The organism is Streptomyces sp. cmx-4-9 (assembly GCF_046548835.1).
Taxonomy (GTDB): domain Bacteria; phylum Actinomycetota; class Actinomycetes; order Streptomycetales; family Streptomycetaceae; genus Streptomyces.
Genome location: NZ_JAEBEE010000001.1, coordinates 307,795 through 332,752 on the forward strand (window position 1 = coordinate 307,795; position 24,958 = coordinate 332,752).

Consider the following 24,958-nt stretch of genomic DNA (forward strand, 5'->3'; position numbering starts at 1 on the left):
TTCGGCTCCGCCCGGGCCCCCGCCCGGCCGGAGCCCGCGGCTCAACGGAACTCGCACCAGACCACCTTGCCGGGCGTACGGGGCAGCACCCCCCAGGCGTCCGCGAACGCGGCCACGAGGTGCAGTCCGCGCCCTCCCTGGGCGCCGCCCGACCCGCGCTGCTCGATCCGGGAGCGCCCGGGCCCGCTGTCGTGGACCTCGATGCGGACGGTGGTGTCCTCGAAGGCGAGCAACCGCAGCCGGTACCCCCGTCCGGCGGGCACGCCGTGCCGCAGCGCGTTGGTCGCCAGTTCGCTCACGCAGAGCAACATCTCGTCCTGCCGCGAGGCCACTCCCCAGGCGTGCAAGGTGTCACGCGTGAAGTGTCGCGCGGCAGCGACGGTCCGGGGACAACGCAGGTAGAGGCGGTCGCGCACCAGGGCCGCCTGCATGTTGAGGTTCACCGGACCATCGTGGCGTTCCGTGACTAGCGTTGAGCAGTGCCGAGACCCGTACCCGCATCCAGTACGGGTCGACACGGATATGTCGCTGGCGCAGATGGGGAGTTCACGTTCATGCCACCAAGGAAGCGGGCACGGCCCAACTCGACAGCGATGAGGATGGTCGGCGAGCAGGTCGCCGTCTGTCGCCTCGCCAAAGGACTGACCCAGAAAGAGCTAGGCAAGCGCGTGGGCCTCCAGGAGGAGAGCGTCGCCTCCATCGAACAGGGCCGACGGCCCCTGATGCCGGACGTGGCCGAGCTGATGGACCAGGAGCTCGGGCTCCCCGGAGTGCTGACTGTCGCCGCGCACAAGATGCCGCAAATGGACGTGATCCCCCCATGGGCGGAGCCGCTGATCAACCTGGAGCAAAAGGCCGCGGCTCTGTCCTCGTACGAGAACCAGGTCGTACCGGGCCTGTTGCAGACGAAGGCCTATGCAGAGGCGGTCTTCCGCAGCCGCGTCCCGCTCTATGCCGACGGGGAGATCGCGGACCAGACAGCGGCTCGCCTCGACCGCCAGAGCATCCTGCGGCGCGAGAAGCCGATGCTGGCCAGCTTCGTCATCTGGGAACCGGCCCTTACCTGCCCGCTAGGTGGCCGGCCGGTCCTCAGCGAGCAGCTGCGACACCTGCTGATGTGCTCGGAGATGACCGGCGTTTCCATTCAGGTGCTGCCACTGGACCGCGTCCGCCATCCGGCCTTGGACGGCCCTTTCGTCCTGTTGGAAACCCCTGAGCACCAGCACATCGCATACCTCGAAACGCAGCGCGGCAGCCTGGTCGTCTCCCACCTCGACGAGGTCAGCATCCTGTCCATGAAGTATGCGATGCTGCGGACACAGGCCCTCAACCCCGAGGAAACCAGGGACCTGTTGAAACGGCTGCTAGGAGATCCATGAGCACCCAACTCACGTGGTTCAAGTCCAGCTACAGCGCCAGCGAGGGCGGCAACTGCGTCGAGGTCGCCACCTGCCCGGGGAGGGTCCACGTCCGGGACTCGAAGGTTCCCGGCGGCCCCGTGCTGGACCTGGCCCCCTCCGCCTGGGCCGCCCTTACGGAGTGGACCGCGAGCTGATCAGCTCGGCCAGGCCGTCCAGGATGCGGTTCAGGCCGAAGCCGAACTGGAAGTCCGGCTCGTCGGAGCCCGCGAACGCGTCGGACTCCAGGAGCCGCGTCACCGCCGGGTGCGTGTCCGGGCCGGTCATCAGGCGCAGGGTCTGCACGTACTGGGCCATCACCCGGTCCGGTGCGACCCCGGACTTCACGATGGCGTCCATCATGTCGGCGGCCATCACGGCCTCGTTCCGCACCAGCCCGCCGACCAGGACGATGGCCGAGACCTTCTCGCTCTCCCGCAGGCCGGTGTCGGCCAGCGCGGCGAGCCCGCGTTCCATCCAGGCGAGCTGGTTCGGGCTGACCGGGGCCCCGGTGAGGGGGATGCGCAGGATCCAGGTGTTGGCCATGAGGACGGCCCGCTGCGCGTACGCCCAGTCCGCAAGCCGTTCCCGCCAGCCGCGTTCCTCCCCGTCGGCCGGCACCGGCGGGGGCGTGCCCACGCCGGCGTCCGCCATCAGGATGTAGAGCTCTTCCTTCGCCGTGACGTACCGGTAGAGGGACATGGTCGAGACGCCGAGTTCCTTGGCCACGCGGCCCATGGAGACGGCCTCGATGCCCTCCGCCGCCGCGAGGGCGACGGCGGCGTCCACGATCCGCGGGAGCGTCAGGGTCGGGCGGGGGCCCTTGCCGGGGCGGTCGCGCAGGCCCCAGGCCATTTCCAGGCTCGCCGGGAGTCCCGTCTCGCCCGCCGGTTCCTTCACCATCGCCGCCTCCTCCCTCGTACGCCGTTGACCCACATCCTAGTTCTGTGTATTACTTACACAGAAGCGCGTACCGCATACGCAGAAGAAGGGACGGCTCCTCGATGACCCCGAACGAGCCCGGTATCCACGCCCTCGGCCTGACCAAGTCCTACGGGGACCTCCCGGTCCTCGACGGCATCGACCTGGCCGTCCCGCGCGGCAGCGTCCTCGCCCTCCTCGGCCCCAACGGCGCGGGCAAGACCACCACGGTCCGGATCCTGGCCACCCTCACCGCCGCCGACTCCGGCACCGCCCGCGTCGCCGGGCACGACGTCACCACCGCACGCACCCGGGTGCGCGAACGCATCAGCCTGACCGGCCAGTTCGCGGCCGTCGACGACCTCCAGACCGGCACCGAGATGCTCCGCATGACCGGCCGCCTCGCCGGTCTGTCCGCCCGCGAGGCCCGCACCCGGGCCGACTCGCTGCTCGACCGCTTCGGGCTCACCGAGGCCGCCGGGCGCACCGCGAAGACGTACTCGGGCGGCATGCGCCGCCGCCTCGACCTCGCCGCGAGCCTGGTCACCCGTCCCGAGGTGCTCTTCCTCGACGAGCCCACCGCCGGCCTGGACCCGCGCAGCCGCCAGGACCTGTGGGACCTCGTACGGGAGCTGCGCGCCGACGGCACGACCGTGCTGCTCACCACCCAGTACCTGGAGGAGGCCGATCAGCTCGCCGACCGGGTCGCCGTGCTGGCCGCGGGACGGATCGCCGCCGAGGGCACCCCGGCCGCCCTGAAGTCACGCGTCGCAGGTCACCGGCTCGACCTGACCCTGACCAGCAACGACGCCTACGAAGCTCTCGCCGCACGGGCGGTGCACCACCTGCCGGGGGAACTCGTCCTCGGCCTCACCACCGACGGCAGCGCCGCCCACGTACGGGCGCTGCTCGACGAGATCGACCCGGACCGCACCCGCGTGGACCGCTTCACACTCCGCAGCGCCACCCTCGACGACGTGTTCCTCACCCTGACGGGAGCCGCCACATGACCACCGCCGCCCTCACCCTCGCCGGACGCAGCCTGCGCATCAGCCGCCGCCGGCCGGACGCACTGATCACCGCACTGATGCTGCCGGTCATGCTGATGCTGATCTTCGTCTACTTCTTCGGCGGGGCCATCGACACCGGAACGACGTACGTGACGTACGTGGTCCCCGGCGCCATGCTGCTGTGCGCGGGCTTCGGTGCGGCGAGCACCGCGGTGAGCGTGGCCGACGACATGGGCAACGGCGTCGTCGACCGCCTGCGTTCCCTGGACGTCGGCGGCGTCCCGATCCTCGCCGGCCACGTGACGGCCTCGGTCCTGCGCAACCTGCTGTCGACCGGCCTGGTGCTGGCGGTCGCCCTCGCCATCGGCTTCCGCCCGCAGGCCTCCGGGGCCGCCTTCCTGGCCGCTGCCGGACTCCTCACCCTGTACATCACGGCCATCTCGTGGCTGGCCGCCGCGCTCGGACTGCTCGCCAAGTCGCCGGAGGCGGCGGGCGGGTTCACCTTCCTGATGATGTTCCTGCCGTACCCCTCCAGCGCCTTCGTCCCCGTCGAGACCATGCCCGGCTGGCTGCACGGCTTCGCCGACCACCAGCCGCTGACCCCGGTGATCGAGTCCCTGCGCGCCCTGCTCCTGGCCCAGCCCGCCGGGAACGCCCCCTGGGTGGCCGTGGGTTGGTGCGTCGCCCTGATGGCGGTGGCGGTCTCGCTGGCGGGCCTGCTGTTCCGCCGCCGGACCGCCGCCTGAAACCGAGGCGCCACCGCCGGCGCCTCCACCGCCGGCCCCGGTACGGGGGTCCGGGCCCGGCGGCGGGAGCGGAGGCCGGCGCGCCGCGGTTCAGCGGTTCAGCGGTTCAGCGGTTCTGCGGTGCAGCGGTTCAGCGGTTCAGCGGGTAGGAGTGGCGGCCGGTCGCCTCGTCGATCTCCTGGTGCGCCTTCTGCAACATCTGGGACGCGAGATCCATCAGCGCGCGAGCGCCCGCGATCTCTTCACCGACCCGCAGCTGCTCCGGATCGGAGGGGTGGCGCATGGCATAGCCGTGCGCCCTGAACTCGGAGCCGTCCCCGAGCCTGACCAGGGCCGCCGCACTGGTGCGGTGGCCTTCCTCGGTGAACTCGAGCTCCACGTGCCACCCGACGAGCGTGGACATGGTTCATCACCTCCACAGGGGGTCACCTCCCTCCAGGGTGCGCCCGCCCCGAACCCGACGCGAACCGGTTCGCCCGGCGGCGGCCTGCCGGGGGCGGCCGGGGGCGGCCGGCGGGGTCAGGTACGGGTTGCCCTGATGCCGTTCAGGAAGGGTTCCACCGCCGCGCGCCAGGCCGCCGGCTGGTCGTAGTGGAGGTAGTGGCCCGCGTCGGGGATCTCCGCGTACCGGCCCGCCGGGAGGACGCGGACCATTTCCTGGGCCTCGGCCCGGCCCAGCTCCCCGTCGAGCCCGCGGACCACCAGGGTCGGGCAGCGGACCTGGGCCAGCTCCTCCCAGTGGGCGTCGTGGACCCAGGTCTCCCGGGCCGTGAGCATCTGGCGGCGGGAGAAGAGCGGGCGCCAGCCGTCCGCGGCCTGGTGCATGACCTCGGCGAAGAAGGCACCGCGGCCCGGGTCGGGGCGCTCCACCCGGGGGTCGTCCTCGCCGAACCAGCGGCGGGCGGCGTCCTGGGTGGGGAAGGGCAGGGGCCAGCGGTGGAACCACTCCTCCCACTCCTGCTGGGAGGCCTCGCCGAGCGCGGAGGCCCGCATGTCGCAGATCACCAGCGCCTCGACCAGGTCGGGGCGGCGCGCCGCGAGCTGCCAGGCGGTGAGGGCTCCCATGGAGTGGCCGATGAGGGTCACGGGGGCGAGGCCGAGCTGCTCGACCGCGGCTTCGGCGTCGGCCACGAAGGCTTCGCGGCCCAGGGAGCTCAGGATGCCGGGGCCCGGGGGCGGGCGGTCGCTCTGGCCGTGGCCGCGCTGGTCCAGGGCCACGACCCGGCGGTGCTCGGAAAGCCAGCGGGCGGTACCGGCCCAGTGGAAGGCCCGGCCCATCAGCCCGTGGAGTAACAGGACGCCGGGCCGCTGCGGCCCACCGGAACCGGCGGCGGAACCGGCGCCCGACCCGGCGCCCGACCCGGCGGCGGAACCGGAGGCCGCTGCGGCGCTCCCGGCGGCCTCGGGCTCCGCAGCGGCCTCGCGGAACTCCCAGGCGGCCAGGCGCACTCCGTCGGCTGCCGTCACATCGATGCGCTGTACCACCGCAGATGCACCCCCTTCGCTCCCGGCCAGACTATCGAACCCGTATTCGAAAATAGGGCTCCCGCCGACAACACCGCTCTTTCGAGTGACCTTGCTCAAGGATTGGCCGCCGCTGCCGATGGAGATCCTTTCCACAGGGAGGCGGGCCGCTCGGGGAAGACGGTCCGAAGGGGATGACCTTGAGAGCTCGGGGCTCCAGGTCATGAGGGGAAGGCCGGTCCCGGCGCCGCGAGGCGCCGGGACCGGCCACCCCCCTCACACACCCCGCCCCACCACCTGATGCCACGACCCGAGCCACGACCCGAGCCACGGCGTGCGCCACGACCGACACCACAGTGCTACCAGGCTCACGGGCCGCGACGGGCCCGTACGGACGAATCAGCGGCGGCGATCCGCCCGCAGTGGCCGCGGCCCGATCCCGAAACGCAGCTCAGCGCTTCGCGACGAACACGTGCGAGGCGACCTCGTCGTCCAGCTCGGCGGCCTCGCCGCCGCTGCCGACCAGCACCCCGCCCGCCGACTCGGTCACACTCACCACCGACCCGGGCTGCACGCCCGCGCGGCGCAGCGTGTACATCAGCTGGGCATCCGTCTGGATCGGCTCGCCGATACGGCGCACCACCACGGTCTTGCCCTCGCTGCCCGGGTCCAGCTCCGCCAGGCTGATCATGCCGTCGGCCAGGAACGGGTCGGCCTCGGCCTTCTCCCCCAGCTCCTCCAGGCCCGGGATCGGGTTCCCGTACGGCGACTCGGTCGGGTGCCGCAGCAGTTCCAGCACCCGGCGCTCCACCGCCTCGCTCATCACGTGCTCCCACCGGCAGGCCTCGGCGTGCACCTGCTCCCACTCCAGGCCGATCACGTCGACGAGGAGGCACTCGGCGAGACGGTGCTTGCGCATCACGCGCGTCGCCAGCTTGCGGCCCTCGTCGGTCAGTTCCAGATGGCGGTCGCTGGCGACGGCCACCAGGCCGTCCCGCTCCATGCGCGCCACCGTCTGGCTCACCGTCGGACCGCTCTGGTCGAGCCGCTCGGCGATACGGGCGCGCATGGGGACCACGCCTTCCTCTTCCAGCTCGAGGATGGTGCGGAGATACATCTCCGTGGTATCGATCAGTCCGGACATTCGTGCCCCTCGGATTGCGTGCGCTGGCCCTGCACCCAATTCTGACGCATCGGGCGGACAACCGTCCCGTGCCGACGGCAAGGCCTTGGCCGGACATCCCGTGCGGGGCCTTTCGGACCGCGGTTGACGTTCGTATTGACACACCCTTGGTCCAGACCGCACGGTGACGGCGGACACACAAGCCCCCCCACCCCCGGAAGGCCATCGGCGTATGAGCGAGAGCAAGCTGGCCGGTCAGTTCTTCGACGCGGCCATCGGCCTGCTGGAGCGGGTCCGGGACGAGGAGGCCGCGCACATCGCCGAGGCCGGGACCCTCGTCGCGGACGCGGTCGCGGGCGGCAACCGGCTGTTCGCCTTCGGCGCCGGGCACTCCTCGCTCCCCGCCCAGGACGTGGTGTACCGGGCGGGCGGGCTCGCCCTGATGAACTTCCTCGCCGTACCGGGCACGGCCGGCATCGACGTGATGCCCGCGACGCTGGGCAGCGCCCTGGAGCGGGTCGACGGCCTGGCCGGCGCCGTCCTCGACAGCAGCCCCGCCTCCTCGGGGGACGTCCTCGTGATCATCTCCCTCTCCGGGCGCAACGCCCTGCCGGTGGAGATGGCCATGAACGCCCGCGCCATCGGCCTGAAGGTGATCGGTGTGACCTCGGTGGCGTATGCGACCGGCACCCGGTCCCGGCACGTCTCCGGGACCTTCCTCAAGGACCACTGCGACGTGGTCCTCGACAGCAAGATCGCCGTCGGTGACGCCGAACTCACCCTCGACGGCATCGACGCCCCCTTCGCCCCCGCCTCCACCGTCGTGACCAGCGCCATCATGCAGGCCGTCATGGCGGCGGCCGCCGGCGAGCTCGCCGGCCGCGGGGTGGAGCCCCCGCTGCTGCGCTCGGGCAACGTCGACGGCGGCCACGAGTGGAACGGCCGCGTCATGCAGGAGTACGGGGACCGGATCTTCTTCCGCCACTGACCCGGCCGGTCGCCGGACGGGCACCCCGTTCCTACCATGGGGGGAACGGCACTCGGGGCTCCGCACACCAGAGGTGACCGGGCATGTCCTCCCTCCCCGCCCCGCGGCCGCAGCCCCGCCGACGCCCTCCGCGCGCCCGTCGCCGCGCCCTCGGAGCCGGCGCGGCGGCGCTCCTGCTGTCCCTCACGGGCGTGGCCGCCGCCCCCGCCGCCGCCCCCGCCGCCGCCTCCGCCGCCGCGCAGGACTCCGTCCGGCAGGACTCCGTACGGCAAGCCTCCGGGCAGCCGGGCCTCGTACAGGGGGACGTCGACCCGGCGCTGGCCGCCCGGCTCGATGCGGCGATCACCGCGGCCATGAAGAAGGCCGGCATGCCGGGTGTGACCGTCGGCCTGTGGACGGCGGGCCGCGGCGACTACGTGAAGAGCTTCGGCCTCGCCGACACGAAGTCCGGCACCCCCATGAAGACGGACCTCTACACCCGCATCGGCAGCGTGACGAAGACCTTCACCGTCACCGCCGTCCTCCAGCTCGTCGACGAGGGCCGCGTCAGACTCGACGACCCGATCTCCCAGTACGTGGACGGCGTGCCCGGCGGCGCCGGGATCACCGTGCGGCAGCTGGCCTCCATGCGCAGCGGCCTCTACAACTACACCGAGGACAAGAAGTTCCTGGACGCCCTGCGCGCCGACCCGCAGCGCGAGTACACCCCGCAGCAGCTCCTCGACTTCGCCTTCGCGCACCCCGCCAACTTCCCGCCGGGGACCGCGTGGGAATACAGCAACACCAACACGATCCTCCTCGGCCTGCTCATCGAGCAGATGAGCGGGCAGCCCCTGGACGGCTACCTGCGCCACCACGTCCTCGACCCGCTGAAACTGACCGACACCGCCCTTCCGAGCGCCGACCGGTTCCCCGAACCGCACGCCCAGGGCTACACGAACTTCACCCCGGACGGCTCGGTGACCACCGCCACCGGCTGGAACCCCTCCTGGGCCTGGGCCGCCGGAGGGATCACCTCCACCCTTGAGGACCTGCACACCTGGGCCCCGGCCCTGGCCGAGGGCCGACTGCTGTCCCCCGCCACGCAGGCGCAGCGGCTGCGCATGCGGCCCGTCGGCGCGCCCGGGGTCTCCTACGGCCTCGGCATCCTCCAGATCAACGGCTGGCTCGGGCACAACGGTGAGCTGCCCGGCTACGAGACGATCGCCGCGCACCTGCCGCAGGAGAAGGCCACGCGGGTCGTCCTGGTCAACTCCGACGCCGACGACGGGAACTCGTACAGCACCCTCATCGGGAAGGCCGTCACCGAGATCGCCACCCCCGCCCACGTCTGGGAACTGCCCGCCCCGCCGCAGGTCGGCGAGAACCACTGACGGCCGGTACACCGGGCGTCGGCGGTGTGCCGAACTAGCGGCTGTACGCCGCCGCGAGGTCCAGGTCGGCGGCGATCCGGGCGGCGACCTCTTCCGCGTACTCCGCGTCGGCCCGTTCGAAGGCCGGCCGGGAGGGCCCGCGCAGGAAGGTCAGCGCCCCCACCGTCCGGCCGCGGCTGCGCAGCACCGTGCACAGGGCGTGCACCGCGTCCTCCGGCCACTGGCGTTCCCTGGCCCACGGCGCATCGGCCTCGCCGCGGGGGGCCGAGGCCCGTACCGAACCGATCCGGTCCAGCGCCTGGAGCGCCGGGTGCCCGGCCCCGTACCGCACGGGGAGCGACCCGGGCCCGGGCAGTACCGGCGGGGACGCCGCCGACCGCACGAGGCGGCGCCGGCCCGGCTCGGGCGACTGCCCCAGGACGTCCAGCAGCGCATGCTCGGCGAAACCCGCCAGGGCGAAGTCCAGGCGCACGCCAGCCGCTTCCACCGGGTCCTCGCACTCGGCGGCGACCCGCCCCGACCGGTGCAGCTGCTGGGAGCGGAACCGCAGCTGCGCCGTGTCGAGCTGGGCCTGCCGGGCCTCGGTGACGTCCTGGAACAGCCAGCCCACCCCGAGCGGCACGGGCTCCTCCGCCAGCGGCGACGCCAGCCGCAGGAACCCGCACCGCCAGCACCGCCGCCGCACCCCCTCCGCGGTGCGCACCGACACCCACAGTTCCACCGGCGCGGGCGGGGCCCCTTCCGCCAGGACGTGCTGCAAGGCGCCCTCCAGCTCCTCCACGCCCTGGGTGAGGAGCTCCCCGAGCGGCCGGCCGAGCAGGGCGGTGCGGCCGGTGCCGAAGGCCCGCGCGGCGTGCGCGTTGACCACGGCGGGCCGCAGGTCGACATCGACGAGGACCACGCCCCACGAGGCGTCGTCCATCAGGGCCTCGCTGAGCGCGATGGAGCGTTCCAGGTCGATCTGGGCGTGCACCTCGCTGAACGCGCAGTACACCCCGGACGGTTTCCCGTCGGCGCCCGGCACCCCGGCGGACTGGGTCCGTACCAGGACCCGTCCGCCGTCCTTGGTCAGCAGCGCGAACTCGTGCACCTGCCGCCCCGGCACGTCCTGGGCCGCCATCAGCCGGTCCTGGACGTCCTGCGCGTCGGCGGCCCGTACCGCCCACCCGGCGAAGCCCTTGCGCCCCACCGCCTCGGCGGCGGACCAGCCGAGGATCCGCTCGGCTTCCCGGTTCCAGTGCGTGATCACGCCGTCGGCGTCGAACGCGCACAGGGCTGCGTCCATCCCGTCGAGCAGCGCTGCGAGCAGATCGTCGGTGGTCTCACCACGTCCGAAGGCACTCACCTGGCACCCCCTGCAGGTGTTCGTGTGTGCGGCACGTCAGATCATTGAACTGGAACGTGACGCACCCCACACCCCGTTCCCCTGAATGTCCCGAAATGATCGGCTGGAGGTGCCGGAGAGCAGAAGGGGAGCGGGAGGAGAGCGGACAGGGAGCGGCCGGGGAAATAAACGGTTGTGCCCTGCCGGACAGGCTCCTAGGCTCTGCTGTACACGAGAAGGGAGGTGGTTCCGGAAATGTACGGTAACCGGACGCGTGAGGTGACTGCGGGCTAAGCGCCCGTCGTCGCACGCACCCAGTGCGGTGCCCGGCGGGTTCGCCAGGCGCCAATCCCCAGCAGTCACCCGACCCGTGGGCTCGCCGGTACGTCCGGCCGGCTCCTCTCACTGCAGGAGAGGATCCCGAGCCCACGGGTCGTCTGCATGTCCGGGGCCCTGCATGTCCGGGGCCCTGCATGTCCGGCAGCCTGCGTGTCCCGGGCCCACCCCGTCAGGGGCAGAGGCGCTCCACGTGCCAGGTGCCGGGCCGGCCGTCCTCCAGGACGTAGCGCAGGCGGTCGTGCAGCCGGTTCTCGTGGCCCTGCCAGAACTCCACGGCGTCCGGCGTGACGCGCAGCCCGCCCCACTGCGGCGGGACCGGGACCTGTTCGCCTTCCGGGTAGCGGGCCTCAAGCTCCGCGTAGCGCCGGTCCAGCTCGCCGCGGGAGGCGATCACCGAGGACTGCTCGCTCGCCCAGGCACCCAGCTGGGAGCCGTGCGGCCGGGAGCGGAAGTACGCCGCCGTCTCGTCGCGGCCGATCCGGGCCGCCGTACCGGTGACGATCACCTGCCGGGCGATGGGGTGCCACGGGAAGAGCAGGCAGACGTGCGGATTCGCGTCGATCTCGCGCCCCTTGCGGGAGCCGTAGTTGGTGAAGAAGACGAAGCCCCGCTCGTCGAACTGCTTCAGCAGCACGGTGCGGGTGCTGGGGCGGCCGTCCTCGGTCGCCGTGGAGACGACCATCGCGTTCGGCTCGAAGAGGTTCGCGTCGGCGGCCTGCCGGAACCACCGCGCGAACTGCCGCATCGGGTCCTCGGCGAGGCTCTCCTCCGTGACGATCTGCGAGCGGTACTGCTTGCGCATGACGGCAGGATCAAGGTCGTGGTCGGTCACGCGTGCCATCCTGCCCCAGTACGACTGCCCGAGGTGTGCCGGACGTCACGCTTCCGCACACCATCCCGAGCGGACAAAATCTTGGGGCCGGTCCGGACGTCCCCGTGCGGGTGACCTCCGGCCGCGCCGGGCATCAACGGGGATGACCGCGCCGGACCGCGAATCACGCCGGGAGCCGCGCGTGTTCGCACTATCTGAGGAGCCGCCTGATGTCCGACTTCGTACCCGGGCTCGAAGGTGTCGTCGCGTTCGAAACGGAGATCGCCGAGCCCGACAAGGAAGGCGGATCCCTCCGCTACCGGGGCGTCGACATCGAAGACCTCGTCGGTCACGTCTCGTTCGGGAACGTATGGGGCCTGCTGGTCGACGGTGCCTTCAACCCCGGCCTGCCGGCCGCCGAGCCCTTCCCCATCCCGGTCCACTCCGGTGACATCCGGGTCGACGTACAGTCCGCCCTGGCCATGCTGGCCCCCGTGTGGGGCCTCAAACCGCTCCTGGACATCGACGAGCGGACCGCCCGCGACGACCTGGCGCGCGCCGCCGTCATGGCCCTGTCGTACGTCGCCCAGTCCGCCCGCGGCCAGGGCCGCGCGATGGTGCCCCAGCGGGAGATCGACAAGGCCGAGTCCGTGGTCGAACGGTTCATGATCCGCTGGCGCGGCGAGCCCGACCCGCGGCACGTCAAGGCCGTCGACGCGTACTGGACCTCGGCCGCCGAGCACGGCATGAACGCCTCCACCTTCACCGCCCGCGTCATCGCCTCCACCGGCGCGGACGTGGCGGCCGCCCTGTCCGGGGCGGTCGGGGCGATGTCCGGGCCGCTGCACGGCGGGGCCCCGTCCCGCGTCCTCGGCATGATCGAGGAGATCGAGCGCACCGGTGACGCCGTCGCCTACGTGAAGAAGGCCCTCGACAAGGGCGAGCGCCTGATGGGCTTCGGGCACCGCGTGTACCGCGCCGAGGACCCCCGGGCGCGCGTCCTGCGCCGCACCGCCAAGGAGCTCGACGCACCGCGCTACGAGGTGGCCGCGGCCCTGGAGAAGGCCGCACTCGAAGAGCTGCACGCACGCCGCCCCGACCGGGTGCTCGCCACGAACGTGGAGTTCTGGGCCGCGATCATGCTGGACTTCGCGGAGGTCCCGGCGCACATGTTCACCTCGATGTTCACCTGCGCCCGTACCGCCGGCTGGTCGGCGCACATCCTGGAGCAGAAGCGCACCGGCCGCCTGGTGAGGCCCTCGGCCCGCTACACCGGACCGGGCCAGCGCGACCCGCGCGACATCGAGGGGTACGCGGACATCGCCGAGACCGCCTGACCGGCCCCCGGCACCGCCCCCCTGGGCGCCGCGCCCCGGCCCCCTCCGGGGCGCGGCGCCCCCGTGCGTACGGGCGGCCGGCGCCGGGGGGCCGGCCCGGGGGCGTGGTCCGGCCCGGGGGGGCCGGTCCGCCCCGGGGGCGGGCTCAGCCCAGGGCCGCGTCCAGGATGCGGGACCACTGGGCGACCACCCGGGCACGGCGGGCCGTGTCGTCGGTGAGGACGTTGGCCAGGCCGAGGCCGCGGGCCATGTCCAGGAGGCCCTGCACCGTCTCCCGCACCCCGGGCTCGGACTCGTCCGCGCCGAGCAGCTCCACGGCGATCCGGTGGGTCTCGCGGCCGACCCGCGCCTCCAGTTCGGTGACGCGGGGGCGCAACTGCTCCTCGTTGGAGGCCGCCACCCACAGCTGCAGCGCGGCCCGGAACAAGGCGCCCGTGTACAGGTCGACCAAGACCCCGACCACGGTGGGGCGGGCGGCCGGGGCGGTGTGGAAGAGCTCCCGCAGGGCCGTCGACCGCTCCTCCGCCACGTACTCGACGGCCGCCGTGAAGAGGTCCTCACGGGTCGGGAAGTGGTGCTGGGCCGCGCCGCGGGACACGCCGGCGCGTTCGGCGACCACGGCGACGGTGGAACCGGCCCAGCCGTGCTCGGCCAGACAGGAGACGGCCGCCTCCAAGAGGTGGCGGCGGGTGACGCGGCTGCGCGCCTGCTTGGGGCCGGCCCCGGTCACAGCGCCCATGACGGGTCCCGCCGCTCGAAACGGGCGGTGATGCCCTCACGGGCCTCGGCGGAGGCGAAGTGGCGGGCGGAGAGCTCCGCGAGCGCGGCCCCGTCGCGCTCCAGGGCGGTGCGCAGCCCGGCGGTCACCAGCCTCTTGGTGGCGGCGAGGGCCTCCGGGCCGGCCTTGCGCAGCCCCGCGAGCACGGGGGCCAGTACCTCGTCCACGTCGTCCCCGTGCAGGGTGAGCAGACCGATCCGGGCGGCCTCGGCGGCGTCGAAGGCCTCGGCGGTCAGCAGGTAGCGGGACGCGGCGCGCGGGTCGAGGAGCGCCAGCATCGGCGCGGAGATGACGGCCGGGACCACGCCCAGGTGCGTCTCGGTGAAGGCGTACGTGGATCCCGCCCCGGCGGCCGCGATGTCGCAGACCCCGAGCAGGCCGAGGCCGCCGGCCCGGACGTGGCCGGTGACGCGGCCGACGACGGGCTTGGACAGTGCGGCGATCTCGCGGAGCAGGGCCAGGAAGTCGGCCGGGTCGCAGGGCGACTTGAGGTCGGCGCCGGCGCAGAAGGTGGTGCCGGTGTGGGTGAGGACCACGGTCCGGGTGCCGGGGTCCGCGGCGGCCGCGGCGAGCGCGGCCCGCAGCTCGGCCACGAGGCCGGCGGAGAGCGCGTTGCGGTTGGCCGGGGAGTCCAGGGTGAGGGTGGTGACGCCGGGCGGTTGTGCGTGGGCGGTGTGGACGAGTGTGGCCATGGCTCCTCCGGAGGGGGTGGGCGGCGGGGTGGGTCTCCCGGGTCGTTCCGGGAGCGTACGTGCGGATGTCCCTGCGGGGCTTGGCGGTATCCCGCTGAGCCGGGGCCCTGCCGGTCCGGGCCGGGGCCCTGCCGGTCCGGGCCGGGCTGCGCCCCAGCTCTTCGCCTCAAGCGCCGGCGGGGCTGGATTTGCGGGCCGGGGCCCTGCCTGTTCGGGCCTGGCTGCGCCCGAGGCTTTCGCCTCAAGCGCCGGCGGGGCTTGGGGGGCCGGGTCGGGGGTGGTGGGGCGGTGCCCCTCCGGAGGGTCCTCCTCGGCTCGCGCACCGAGCTCTGGCTGCGAGGGCTGGTCCGGGGTTGCGCGCTCGTCCTGCGGGAACCCTCCTGCACGTCCCCACCCCACCGCTCGGGCGTTGACGGGCCAGGGGTGCCTCCGCATGACGAGCACGCAACCACCTTGATGACGTGCGGTCAGGCTCAGTGCGCAAGCCGAGGAGGACACCGCGGTTGGGCGCCCCACCCCAACCCCCGCCCAACCACCATCAGCCCCGCCGGCGCTTGAGGCGACAGCCCGGGCGCAGCCCAGGCCCGGCAGCCAAGGCCCGGGCTCTGGCGTCCCAGCCCAGCCGGCGCTTGAGGCGACAGCTGGGGCGCAGCCCCGGCTCGGCCGCCAAGGCCCGGCCTCCGCCATCCCAGCCCAGCCGGCGCTTGAGGCGACAGCCCGGGCGCAGCCCCGGCCCGGCAGCCAAGGCCCGGGCTCCGGCGTCCCAGCCCAGCCGGCGCTTGAGGCGACGGCCCGGGCGCAGCCCCAGCCCAGCCGCCAAGGCCCAGGCCCGGCCGCCAAGGCCCCGGTCCCGGCTCCGGCGGTAAGGGGTGGCTCTGGTGGGGGTCAGTAGGACTTGGGGAGGTGCAGGGTTTGGTGGGATATGAAGTTGAGGATCATCTCGCGGCTGACCGGGGCTATGCGGGCCACCCGGGAGGCCGTGATCAGGGAGGCCAGCCCGTACTCACGGGTGAGGCCGTTGCCGCCGAGGGTGTGGACCGACTGGTCCACCGCACGCACACAGGCCTCCCCGGCCGCGTACTTGGCCATGTTCGCCGCCTCACCGGCCCCCATGTCGTCACCCGCGTCATACAGCGCGGCAGCCCTCTGCATCATCAGCCGGGCCAGTTCCAGCTCGATGTGGGCCTGGGCGAGCGGGTGGGCGACGGCCTGGTGCGCGCCGATGGGCTCCTTCCACACCTGCCGGGTCCGGGCGTAGTCCACGGCCGTGGCGAGGGCGTAGCGGCCCATGCCGATCGCGAAGGCGGCGGTCATGGTCCGTTCGGGGTTGAGCCCGGCGAACAGCTGGAGCAGGCCGGCGTCCTCGTCGCCGACGAGGGCGTCCGCGGGCAGCCGGACCTCGTCCAGGACCAGCTCGAACTGCTTCTCTGCGGCCTGGAGTTCCATGTCGATGACGGTGCGGGAGAAGCCGGGGGCCTCGCGCGGCACGATGAACAGGCAGGGCTTGAGGCGCCCGCTCCGGGCGTCCTCGGTGCGTCCCACGATGAGGGTGGCGTCGGCGATGTCCACGCCGGAGATGAACACCTTGCGGCCGGTGAGGATCCAGTCGTCCCCGTCGCGGCGGGCGGTGGTGGTGATGCGGTGCGAGTTGGATCCGGCGTCGGGCTCGGTGATGCCGAAGGCCATGGTGCGGGTGCCGTCGGCCAGGCCCGGCAGCCAGGCCCGCTTCTGCTCCGGGGTGCCGAAGCGGGAGATCACGGTGCCGCAGATGGCGGGTGACACGACCATCATGAGCAGCGGGCAGCCTGCGGCCCCGAGTTCTTCGAGGACGATGGAGAGTTCGGCGATGCCACCGCCTCCGCCGCCGTACTCCTCCGGCAGGCTGACGCCGAGGTAGCCGAGCTGGGCGGCGTCCGCCCACAGCTCGTCCGGGTGGCCGCCCTCGCGGGCGACGCGGGACAGGTAGTCCCGGCCGTACTTGCGTCCCAATGCGGCGACGGCGGCGCGCAGGGCCTTGTGCTCTTGGGTCTCGATGGCGGAGCTCATGACTGCGGTTCCTCCTGGACTACGGCGAGCAGGGCGCCGAACTCGACCTGTTGGCCGGTGGCGGCGTGGAGCGCGGTGAGCGTGCCGGAGGCGGGCGCGAGGATGCGGTGTTCCATCTTCATGGCCTCCAGCCAGAGCAGGGGCTGCCCGGCGGTGACGGGGGTGCCGGGGGCGAGGCCCTCGGCGACACGGACGACGGTGCCGGGCATGGGGGCCAGCAGGGAGCCCGGTTCGGTGCGGTCCTGGGGGTCCGCGAACCGGGGGACGGGGACGAAGGTGTGGGAGCCGAGCGCGGAGTCGACGTACACCTCCGACGTGTTCGCATGTCGTTTCACGTGGAACAGGCGCCGGATGCCGTCGACTTCGAGCGTGACGAGGTCGGGGGTGGCGGCCAGTACCCGCACGCCGGGATGGTCCACGGGCTCGTACTGGACCGTGTACTCGGTGGCCCCGGCGGCCGCCGTGTACCGGCGGGTCCGTGGCTGGGAGCGCAGGTTGCGCCAGCCGCCCAGGCGGGCGGCGAGCGGGGCGTGCGGGCCCGGGGCCGCGTCGGCGAGGGCCGCGGCCAGCGCGGCCGGGCCGGCGTCGGGAGCGTCCCCGGTCAGCGCGGCGAGGTGGCGCCCGTAGAAGCCGGTGTCGGCCTGCCCGGAGGCGAACTCGGGGTGGCGCAGGGACCGTACGAGGAGGTCCCGGTTGGTGGTGAGTCCGTGGATGCGGGCTGCGGCCAGGGCGTGGGCGAGGACCCGGACCGCCTCGGCGCGGGTCGGGGCGTGCGCGACGACCTTGGCGAGCATCGGGTCGTAGTGGACGCCGACCGGGTCGCCGCCGGCGAAGCCGGTGTCCACCCGGACGGTGCCGGGGACGTCGAGGGTGTGCAGGACACCGGCTTGCGGCCGCCAGTCCTGCGCCGGGTCCTCGGCGTACAGGCGGGCCTCGACGGCGTGCCCGGCGGGCTGCGGGGGCTCCGGCGGCAGGGCCGCGCCCTCGGCGGTGCGCAGCTGGAGGGCGACGAGGTCCAGGCCGAAGACGGCTTCGGTGACGGGGTGTTCGACCTGGAGGCGGGTGTTCATCTCCAGGAAGCAGGCCCGGCCGTCGTCGGTGACCAGGAACTCGACGGTGCCCGCACCCCGGTAGGAGACGGCCCGGGCGGCGGCGACGGCGGCGGTGTGCAGGGTTTCGCGCAGGGAGTCCGGCAGGCCGGGGGCGGGAGCCTCCTCAATGACTTTCTGGTGGCGGCGCTGCAGGGAGCAGTCGCGGGTGCCGAGGGCCCAGACCGTGCCGTGGGCGTCGGCGAGGACCTGCACCTCGACGTGGCGCGCCCGCTCCACGTAGGGCTCGGCGAAGACCTCGCCGTCGCCGAAGGCGGACCGGGCCTCGGCCACGGCGCCCTCCAGGTCCTCCTTGAGGGTGTCGAGGTCGCGCACCACGCGCATCCCCCGCCCCCCGCCGCCCGCGGCGGCCTTGAGCAGCAGCGGCAGGTCGGCGGCGGTCGCGGCGGCCGGGTCGACGGGCTCCAGCAGGGGCACCCCGGCGGCGCGCATCAGCTCCTTCGCCCGGGTCTTGGAGGCCATGGCCTCGATGGCGTCGGGGGGCGGACCGATCCAGGTCAGGCCGGCGGCCTGGACCGCGCGGGCGAAACCGGCGTTCTCGGAGAGGAACCCGTAGCCGGGGTGGACGGCGTCGGCGCCCGCGGCGAGGGCGGCCCGGATGACCAGGTCGCCCCGCAGGTAGGTGTCGGCGGGGGCCGCGCCGGGCAGACGCACGGCCGCGTCGGCGCAGCGGACGTGGAGGGCGTCGGCGTCCGGATCGGAATGGACGGCGACCGTGTCCAGGCCCAGGGCGCGGGCCGTACGGAAGATCCGTACGGCGATCTCGCCGCGGTTGGCGACGAGCAGGGAAGTGATCGACTGGGTCATGGTCATCTGCGGGCTCACATCCGGAAGACGCCGAAGCCGCCGCGGACGCCCTCGACGGGGGCGTTGTGGACGGCCGACAGGCACAGGCCGAGGACGGTGCGGGTGTCGCGCGGGTCGATGACCCCGTCGTCGTACAGCCGCCCCGACAGGAACATGGGCAGGGATTCGGACTCGATCTGCGCCTCGACGAAGGCCCGCATCCCGGCGTCCTGCTCCTCGTCGTAGGGGAGCCCCTTCGCGGCGGCGGACTGCCGGGACACGATGGAGAGCACCCCGGCGAGCTGCTGGGGGCCCATGACCGCGGACTTGGCCCCGGGCCACGCGAAGAGGAAACGAGGCTCGAAGGCACGTCCGCACATGCCGTAGTGCCCGGCGCCGTAGGAGGCGCCGACGAGGACGGACAGGTGGGGGACCTTCGAGTTCGACACCGCATTGATCATCATCGAGCCGTGCTTGATGATGCCGCCCTGCTCGTACTCCTTGCCGACCATGTAGCCGGTGGTGTTGTGCAGGAAGAGCAGCGGGATGTCGCGCTGGTTGGCGAGCTGGATGAACTGGGCGGCCTTCTGCGATTCGGCGCTGAACAGCACGCCCTGCGCATTGGCGAGGATGCCGACCGGGTAGCCGTGCAGGGTGGCCCAGCCGGTGACCAGGCTGGTGCCGTAGAGCGGCTTGAACTCGTCGAAGTCGGAGGCGTCGACGAGGCGGGCGATGACCTCGCGGGGGTCGAAGGGCGTCTTCAGGTCGGGCGGGACGATCCCCAGGAGCTCTTCCGGGTCGTACAGGGGCTCCTCGGCCCGTGGCGGCTCCGCGTACGGCCTGCGGTGGTTGAGCCGGGCCACGATGCGGCGGGCCTGGCGGATGGCGTCGTACTCGTCGAGGGCGTAGTGGTCGGCGAGGCCGGAGGTGCGGGCGTGCATGTCGGCCCCGCCGAGGGACTCGTCGTCGCTCTCCTCGCCGGTGGCCATCTTGACCAGCGGCGGGCCCCCCAGGAACACCTTCGACCGGTCCTTGATCATGACGGTGTGGTCGGACATCCCGGGGATGTACGCACCGCCGGCCGTCGAGTTCCCGAAGACCACGGCCACGCTCGGGATGCCCTCGGCCGACAGCCGGGTGATGTCCCGGAAGATCGCCCCGCCCGGGATGAAGATCTCCTTCTGGGACGGGAGGTCGGCCCCGCCGGACTCGACCAGGCTGATGCAGGGCAGCCGGTTCTGACGGGCGATCTCGTTGGCCCGCAGGGCTTTCTTCAGCGTCCACGGGTTGCTGGCGCCGCCCCGTACGGTGGGGTCGTTGGCGGTGACCAGGCAGGTGACGCCCTCGACCGTGCCGATCCCGGTGACCATGGAAGCGCCCACGGGGTGGTCGCTGCCCCAGGCGGCCAGCGGGGACAGCTCCAGGAAGGGCGTGTCCGGGTCGAGGAGCAGCTCGACCCGCTCACGGGCGAGGAGCTTGCCGCGCCCCCGGTGCCGCTCGGTGTACTTCTCGCCGCCGCCCGCGAGGGCCTTGGCGTGCTCGGTGTCGAGCGCGGCCAGACGTTCCAGGGCCGCGGTACGGGCCTGCGCGTACTCGGGGGTGCGGGGGTCGACGGTGGTGCCGAGGCGGGTCATGGGCCGCTCACTTCCGGTGCGGGCAGCAGGTGGGCCGGGATGTCGAGGTGGCGGGCGCGCAGCCATTCGCCGAGGGCTTTGCCCTGGGCGTCGAAGCGGTGCCCGGAGGCGACCCCGTCGCCGAGGATGCCGCCGACGGTGAAGTTCAGGGCGCGCAGGTTCGCAAGGACGTGCCGGGTGACGGTGAGGCCCGCGGTCTCGGGGAGCAGGGCCCGGAACGCGTCCACGGTGAGGGCGCGGTGCAGCCAGTGCCATGCGTCGGCGGAGCCCACCCAGACGCCGACGTTGGCGTCGCCGCCCTTGTCCCCGCTGCGGGCCCCGGCCACGGCACCGAGCGGCGCCCGCACGGTGGGTACGGCAGGGACCGGGTCCGCCGCCGGTTCCGGAGCAGGGGGTGTCGTCGGGGGCGTCGTGGGCGTCGTCGGGGTCGTGGTCCGCGGCGGGGCCAGGTCCAGGCGGCTGCCGTCGGGGAGGACGGCCGTGTGCGGGACGGCGTCGGCGGGGACCAGGGCCGAGGTGAACACCCCGTACGGCTGGGCCGGGCCCGGAGGCGCCGTCACGTGGAAGCCGGGGTAGCTGCCGAGGGCGAGCTCCACGGCCGCCGAGGTCAGGCTGCGCCCGACACGGTCCGGGGACGGGTCGCGCACGACCAGCCGCAGCAGGGCGCTGGCCGTCTCCTGCGTCGCCGCGTCCTCGTGGTCCGTACGGGCCAGGGTCCAGACGGCGTCAGCCACCCCGGCCAGGGGGCCCGCCAGCTGCTCGCGGACCAGGGACGCCTTCGCCTCGATGTCCAAGCCGGTCAGGACGAACACCACCTCGTTGCGCCAGCCGCCGATGCGGGTGACGCCCGCCTTCAGCGTGGGCGGCGGCGCCTCACCGAGGACACCCGAGACGCGGACCCGGTCGGGCCCCACCGCGGTCAGCCGGACCGTGTCCAGCCGGGCCGTCACATCGGGGCCGAGGTAGCGCACCCCCTGGGTCTCGTACAGGAGTTGGGCGGTGACCGTACCGAGGGTGACGGCTCCGCCCGTGCCCGGGTGCTTGGTGATCACCGACGAGCCGTCCGCGGAGACCTCCGCGAGGGGAAATCCCGGGCGGCGGACGTCGTGGCCGGTGAAGAAGGAGTAGTTGCCGCCGGTGGCCTGCGTACCGCACTCCAGGACATGGCCCGCGACCACCGCCCCCGCCAGCCGGTCGTAGGCGTCGGGCGCCCAGTCGAACCACCAGGCCGCCGGACCGCTGACCAGCGCCGCGTCGGTGACCCGGCCGGTCACCACCACATCCGCGCCCGCCCGCAGGCAGGCCGTGATGCCGGCGCCCCCGAGGTAGGCGTTGGCCGTGAGGGCGTCCTCGTGGGGCATCAGGTCGTCGCCCTCGACGTACGCGACGGTGACGGGCACGCCCACCTCCGCCGCCAGCGCGCGGACCGCGGCGGCGAGCCCGGCCGGGTTGAGGCCGCCTGCGTTCGTGACGATCCGGACACCCCGCTCACGGGCCAGCCCGAGCCCTTCCTCCATCTGCCGCAGGAAGGTCTTCGCATAGCCGAGGCCCGGGTTCTTCAGGCGGTCGCGGCCGAGGATGAGCATGGTCAGCTCGGCCAGGTAGTCCCCGGTCACCACGTCCAGCGGGCCGCCGGTGAGCATCTCGCGCAGGGCGTCGAAACGGTCCCCGTAGAACCCGGAGGCGTTGCCGATGCGCAACGGCCGCCGGACGGGACCCCGGCGGCCCGCGGGGCCGCCGGGTATGCCGGGTCCGGGGCCGGCGGTTCCTCCGCCGGTGCCGCTCATTGCGCGTCCCGCGGTGCGCGCCCCGGCCCGGCCGGGCCGGCGAAAGCCTGCGCGGTGTCCAGCCACCGGTCCGCGTCCGGGCCGGTCGCGGTCAGCGCGAGATCGGCCCGGTGGGCCCGCCGGGTCACCAGCAGGCAGAAGTCCAGCGCCGGCCCGCTGACCCGCTGCTCGGCGCCGGGAGGCCCGTACGCCCATACCCCGGCCCCGTCCGGAGCCGTCAGCTCCACCCGGAACTCCCCCACCGGGGACGGCAGTCCGCGGACGGCATGGGCGTAGTCCCGGGCCCGTACGCCGATCCGGGCCACGTGCCGCAGCCGCGCGGTCGGAACACGCCGCACCCCGAGGGCGTCGGCGACGTCCTGCCCGTGCGCCCAGGTCTCCATCAGCCGGGCGCCAGCCGTCGAGGCCACCTTCATCGGGGGCCCGTACCAGGGGAAGCGAACGTCCGGGGAGGCCTGCGCCAGGGCCGCCCCGAGGGCGGCGCGGCCGGCCCGCCAACGGGCCAGCAGCTCGGCGGGCGCCAGCGCGGCCCCCTCCTCGGCGCCCTCGTCGACGAAGGAGTCGGGAGCCTTCAGGGCCTCCTCGACCAGGGCGCCGAAGGCGTCGGCGTCGGTCAGCGAGAGCAGCGCGGCCCGGTCGGTCCAGTGCAGGTGCGCGATCTGGTGAGCGATGGTCCAGCCCGGCGCGGGAGTGGCCCGCGCCCAGTCGGCCGCGGTCAACCCGCCGACCAGCTGGTCGAGTTCGGCGCCTTCCGCCCCGAGGTCGGCGAACACGGCAGCCGAGGAGGCGGAGACCCGGTTCGGGGGCGCCGCCGCCCCTGGGAGGTCGGCTGCGGCATCTGGTGCGGCATCTCCTGCGGCGGCGGACGGATCGGGCACGGTGCGCTCCCCTCTCGGCGTGAGGGGAAGCGTGGCAGGCCGCAAGAAAACAATCAAGCATGCTTGCATGATTCAGTCGCGATCCGGCGCGTTCCCGCCAGCCCCCTCAACCGCCCCCCGTCAAAGCCGACTTGGCGCAACGCAACGCCGTTCGCAGGTCCTGCGCCGGCGCGGACCCCCGCACGGACGGGGCGATTCAGGCCGGAACCGGCAACTCGCGCCAGATCCCCGGATGTCCCGTCGATACTGGACGTTCCGCTCCGGGCCCGGGCGCGCACACCACCACGTTCATGTCACTCGACACAGAGGATGAACCGACGTGACTGCAGCCGGACGAACCCCCTTCTCCCTCCTCCCCGAACTCGACCCGACCACCCTCTCCGCCTTCGTCGGCGCACTGGAGAGCGGCGATGTCACCGGCCTCTCCCCCGCCCGCGCCACCGAGGTCGCACAGGCCCGCTCCCTCGCCGTCTTCACCCGCGGCAAGGTGACCGGAGCCGACGGCGACCTGCTCGACGCCGCACTCTGGCGGCACACCGGCGTACAGCCCCGGCCGGTGATCGTGATGCCCTCCCCCTGGACCGACCTGGGCTGGCTCGCGTACGCCGTCCAGGCCACCCTCTTCGCGGCCCGCGGCTACGACGTCCTCGCCTACACCACCCGCGGCTTCGCCGCCTCCGAAGGCCGCGTCGAGGTCGCGGGCCCGCTCGACGTCGCCGACGGCAGCCACGCCCTCGACCACCTCATCGAGCGCAGCACCGGCCCCGTGACGAAGATCGGCTTCCTCGGGGACTCCTACGGCTCCGGCATCAGCCAGCTCGTCGCCGCGCACGACACCCGCGTCGATGCCGTGGTCGCACTGAGCACCTGGGGCGACCTCGGGGAGGCGTTCTACGAGAACTCCACCCGCCACGTCGCGGCCGTACGGGCACTGCTCGACGCCGCCGCGAAGGCCCGCCTGAGCCCGCAGACGCAGAGCGTCTTCGACAACGTACTGGCCGACCGCGACATCCACGGGACCCTGCGGTGGGCGGAGCCCCGCTCGCCCTTCACCCACATCAAGGAACTCAACCGCCGCCAGGTGCCCGTGCTCTTCGCGCACGCCTGGCACGAGACGCTCTTCCCCTCCCACCAGACCCTGAAGATGTTCAACGAACTGACCGGCCCCAAACGCCTCCTCCTCTCCATCGGCGACCACTCAGGCCCGGAATCCTCGGGCATGCTGGGCCTGCCGAACCGCATCTGGACGGACGCCCACCGCTGGTTCGACCGCCACCTCAAGGGCGTCGACAACGGCATCGACGCCGAGGGGCAGGTCCTCAACGAGGTCATGTGGAGCAAAACCCTCGAACCCCGTCCCACCTGGGCCTCCGTCACCGAGGAAGTACACCGGCTGCACCTGGCGGGCAGCGGGGAGCTCACCGAGGAGGCGGAGGCCGGCTGGACGGCGGGCGTGCTGTGCGGGGCGGACACCCCGGCCACCGTCGCCGACTCTCTCGTCCTGTCCGGCTACCAGGAGATGGCCGGACGCCCGAAGGTCTACCCGGCCGGCGAACTCGACCGCTCCGTGGCGGCGGTCTGGACCGCGGCCCCGGCCCGCGAGACCACCCGGCTGCGCGGAACACCCCGCCTGCGCGTCACCTACCGCGCGGCGAACCCGGGCTCCACTTTCGTCGCGTACCTGCTGGACGTGGCGCCCGACGACACCGCCCACCTCATCACGCACGCCCCGTACACCGACCTGGACTCCCCGCCCGACAGCCTGATCAGCGCGGACATCGACCTCCAGGCCACCGCGTACGACGTCCCCCGCGGCCACCGCCTCATGCTGGTCATCGACGCCCGCGACCCCTTCTACGGCGACGCCAACCTCCCCCGCGCCACCCTGTCCTTCACCTCCCCGGAACCCACCCCGTCGTACGTGGACCTGCCTCTGGGGTGAGGGGGCGGTACCGGCGCGGCGGGGGCCGCCGCGGGGCGGGTTCCGGGGTGACCGGCTCACCCCAAACCCCAGACGGCCGACAGCGGCCAAACCGGGCGCCGGAGGCAGCGGAGAGTCCACGGCTCACCCCAAGCCCCCCCAAGCCACAGACGGCCGATGGCCGCCCACCCGGGCGCCGGAGGGCGCCGGAGGGCGGCGGAGGGCGGCGGAGGGCGCCGAAGAGCGGCGGAGGGCGGCAGAGGGCGGCGGAGGGCGGCGGAGGGCGCCGGAGGGCAGCGGAGGACTTGCGCGGCTCATCCCAAGCCCCCAAGCCCCCAAGCCACAGACGGGTGGCAGCCGCCAAACCGAGCGCCGGGGGCAGCGGAGAGCCCGCGGCTCACCCCAAGCCCCCAAGCCACAGACGGGTGGCAGCCGCCGAGCCACAGACGGGTGGCGGCCGCCGAGCAGCGCGGCAGGGGTTACGAGCTGGTGCG

General features: G+C 73.4%; 22 protein-coding genes. 8 read left to right on the forward strand and 14 right to left on the reverse strand.

Annotated features, from left to right (window positions below; all coding sequences use genetic code 11):
• Positions 1 to 41 precede the first annotated feature (41 nt).
• Entirely contained in the window at positions 42 to 443 is a 402-nt protein-coding gene (locus ACLJTM_RS01525) for an ATP-binding protein (RefSeq protein WP_411101491.1), read from the reverse strand.
• Positions 444 to 599: 156 nt separating this feature from the next.
• Between ACLJTM_RS01525 and ACLJTM_RS01530 the strand changes: the two genes are divergently transcribed.
• Positions 600 to 1,379, forward strand: a complete 780-nt coding sequence (locus ACLJTM_RS01530; RefSeq protein ID WP_411101492.1) for a helix-turn-helix domain-containing protein — start codon at positions 600 to 602, stop codon at positions 1,377 to 1,379.
• Positions 1,376 to 1,555, forward strand: a complete 180-nt coding sequence (locus tag ACLJTM_RS01535) for a DUF397 domain-containing protein (RefSeq protein ID WP_411101493.1) — start codon at positions 1,376 to 1,378, stop codon at positions 1,553 to 1,555. Before ACLJTM_RS01530 ends, ACLJTM_RS01535 begins: the two co-directional genes overlap by 4 nt.
• On the opposite strand, the gene ACLJTM_RS01540 is transcribed toward ACLJTM_RS01535, so the two are convergent.
• On the reverse strand, positions 1,533 to 2,300 hold the full coding sequence (locus ACLJTM_RS01540) for a TetR/AcrR family transcriptional regulator (protein WP_411101494.1): 768 nt from the start codon (positions 2,298 to 2,300) through the stop codon (positions 1,533 to 1,535). The two genes, ACLJTM_RS01535 and ACLJTM_RS01540, sit on opposite strands and share 23 nt — an antisense overlap.
• A 101-nt stretch (positions 2,301 to 2,401) precedes the next feature.
• On the opposite strand from ACLJTM_RS01540, the gene ACLJTM_RS01545 reads away from it, so the two are divergent.
• Positions 2,402 to 3,328, forward strand: a complete 927-nt coding sequence (locus ACLJTM_RS01545) for an ATP-binding cassette domain-containing protein (RefSeq protein WP_411101495.1) — start codon at positions 2,402 to 2,404, stop codon at positions 3,326 to 3,328.
• A complete protein-coding gene (locus ACLJTM_RS01550; RefSeq protein ID WP_411101496.1) occupies positions 3,325 to 4,074 on the forward strand; it encodes an ABC transporter permease in 750 nt (249 codons plus the stop codon). The genes ACLJTM_RS01545 and ACLJTM_RS01550 overlap by 4 nt, the downstream gene beginning before the upstream one ends.
• Before the next feature lie 130 nt (positions 4,075 to 4,204).
• Here the strand turns inward: ACLJTM_RS01550 and ACLJTM_RS01555 are convergent, their stop codons facing one another.
• The 3 genes from ACLJTM_RS01555 to ACLJTM_RS01565 all read right to left on the reverse strand — a co-directional run bounded on the left by ACLJTM_RS01555 (position 4,205) and on the right by ACLJTM_RS01565 (position 6,682).
• Positions 4,205 to 4,477: a DUF1876 domain-containing protein gene (locus ACLJTM_RS01555; RefSeq protein WP_411101497.1), complete on the reverse strand. Its 273-nt coding sequence runs from the start codon at positions 4,475 to 4,477 to the stop codon at positions 4,205 to 4,207.
• 116 nt (positions 4,478 to 4,593) lie between these two features.
• Positions 4,594 to 5,559, reverse strand: a complete 966-nt coding sequence (locus tag ACLJTM_RS01560; RefSeq protein WP_411101498.1) for an alpha/beta fold hydrolase — start codon at positions 5,557 to 5,559, stop codon at positions 4,594 to 4,596.
• 430 nt (positions 5,560 to 5,989) lie between these two features.
• Complete coding sequence (locus tag ACLJTM_RS01565) at positions 5,990 to 6,682, reverse strand: metal-dependent transcriptional regulator (RefSeq protein WP_411101499.1); 693 nt, start codon at positions 6,680 to 6,682, stop codon at positions 5,990 to 5,992.
• A 211-nt stretch (positions 6,683 to 6,893) separates the two neighbouring features.
• Here ACLJTM_RS01565 and ACLJTM_RS01570 point away from each other — a divergent pair, with 211 nt between their 5' ends.
• Positions 6,894 to 7,649 carry an SIS domain-containing protein gene (locus tag ACLJTM_RS01570; RefSeq protein WP_411101500.1) on the forward strand — a complete coding sequence of 252 codons (756 nt, stop codon included), beginning with the start codon at positions 6,894 to 6,896 and terminating at the stop codon, positions 7,647 to 7,649.
• Positions 7,650 to 7,732: 83 nt separating this feature from the next.
• A complete protein-coding gene (locus ACLJTM_RS01575) occupies positions 7,733 to 9,022 on the forward strand; it encodes a serine hydrolase domain-containing protein (protein WP_411101501.1) in 1,290 nt (429 codons plus the stop codon).
• 34 nt (positions 9,023 to 9,056) lie between these two features.
• On the opposite strand, the gene ACLJTM_RS01580 is transcribed toward ACLJTM_RS01575, so the two are convergent.
• The gene (locus ACLJTM_RS01580) at positions 9,057 to 10,367 is read right to left on the reverse strand and encodes a PAS domain-containing protein (protein ID WP_411101502.1); all 1,311 of its coding nucleotides are present in this window, start codon (positions 10,365 to 10,367) and stop codon (positions 9,057 to 9,059) included.
• A 487-nt stretch (positions 10,368 to 10,854) separates the two neighbouring features.
• The gene (pdxH, locus tag ACLJTM_RS01585; RefSeq protein ID WP_411101503.1) at positions 10,855 to 11,526 is read right to left on the reverse strand and encodes a pyridoxamine 5'-phosphate oxidase; all 672 of its coding nucleotides are present in this window, start codon (positions 11,524 to 11,526) and stop codon (positions 10,855 to 10,857) included.
• 200 nt (positions 11,527 to 11,726) lie between these two features.
• Here pdxH and ACLJTM_RS01590 point away from each other — a divergent pair, with 200 nt between their 5' ends.
• Positions 11,727 to 12,833, forward strand: a complete 1,107-nt coding sequence (locus ACLJTM_RS01590; RefSeq protein WP_411101504.1) for a citrate synthase 2 — start codon at positions 11,727 to 11,729, stop codon at positions 12,831 to 12,833.
• 145 nt (positions 12,834 to 12,978) lie between these two features.
• Here the strand turns inward: ACLJTM_RS01590 and ACLJTM_RS01595 are convergent, their stop codons facing one another.
• The 7 genes from ACLJTM_RS01595 to ACLJTM_RS01625 form a co-directional block, all read right to left on the reverse strand.
• On the reverse strand, positions 12,979 to 13,572 hold the full coding sequence (locus ACLJTM_RS01595; protein WP_411101505.1) for a TetR/AcrR family transcriptional regulator: 594 nt from the start codon (positions 13,570 to 13,572) through the stop codon (positions 12,979 to 12,981).
• A complete protein-coding gene (locus ACLJTM_RS01600) occupies positions 13,560 to 14,303 on the reverse strand; it encodes an enoyl-CoA hydratase family protein (RefSeq protein WP_411101506.1) in 744 nt (247 codons plus the stop codon). Before ACLJTM_RS01600 ends, ACLJTM_RS01595 begins: the two co-directional genes overlap by 13 nt.
• Positions 14,304 to 15,188: 885 nt before the next feature.
• Complete coding sequence (locus tag ACLJTM_RS01605) at positions 15,189 to 16,349, reverse strand: acyl-CoA dehydrogenase family protein (protein WP_411101507.1); 1,161 nt, start codon at positions 16,347 to 16,349, stop codon at positions 15,189 to 15,191.
• Positions 16,346 to 18,271 (reverse strand): biotin carboxylase N-terminal domain-containing protein, encoded by a 1,926-nt coding sequence (locus tag ACLJTM_RS01610; RefSeq protein WP_411101508.1) that lies wholly within the window; start codon positions 18,269 to 18,271, stop codon positions 16,346 to 16,348. The genes ACLJTM_RS01605 and ACLJTM_RS01610 overlap by 4 nt, the downstream gene beginning before the upstream one ends.
• A gap of 8 nt (positions 18,272 to 18,279) precedes the next feature.
• On the reverse strand, positions 18,280 to 19,878 hold the full coding sequence (locus ACLJTM_RS01615; protein WP_411101509.1) for an acyl-CoA carboxylase subunit beta: 1,599 nt from the start codon (positions 19,876 to 19,878) through the stop codon (positions 18,280 to 18,282).
• Positions 19,875 to 21,665 (reverse strand): acyclic terpene utilization AtuA family protein, encoded by a 1,791-nt coding sequence (locus tag ACLJTM_RS01620; protein ID WP_411101510.1) that lies wholly within the window; start codon positions 21,663 to 21,665, stop codon positions 19,875 to 19,877. The genes ACLJTM_RS01615 and ACLJTM_RS01620 overlap by 4 nt, the downstream gene beginning before the upstream one ends.
• Positions 21,662 to 22,438 carry a TIGR03084 family metal-binding protein gene (locus ACLJTM_RS01625; RefSeq protein WP_411102242.1) on the reverse strand — a complete coding sequence of 259 codons (777 nt, stop codon included), beginning with the start codon at positions 22,436 to 22,438 and terminating at the stop codon, positions 21,662 to 21,664. The genes ACLJTM_RS01620 and ACLJTM_RS01625 overlap by 4 nt, the downstream gene beginning before the upstream one ends.
• A 424-nt stretch (positions 22,439 to 22,862) precedes the next feature.
• Between ACLJTM_RS01625 and ACLJTM_RS01630 the strand changes: the two genes are divergently transcribed.
• Positions 22,863 to 24,485 carry a CocE/NonD family hydrolase gene (locus ACLJTM_RS01630; protein ID WP_411101511.1) on the forward strand — a complete coding sequence of 541 codons (1,623 nt, stop codon included), beginning with the start codon at positions 22,863 to 22,865 and terminating at the stop codon, positions 24,483 to 24,485.
• Positions 24,486 to 24,958: the final 473 nt, after the last annotated feature.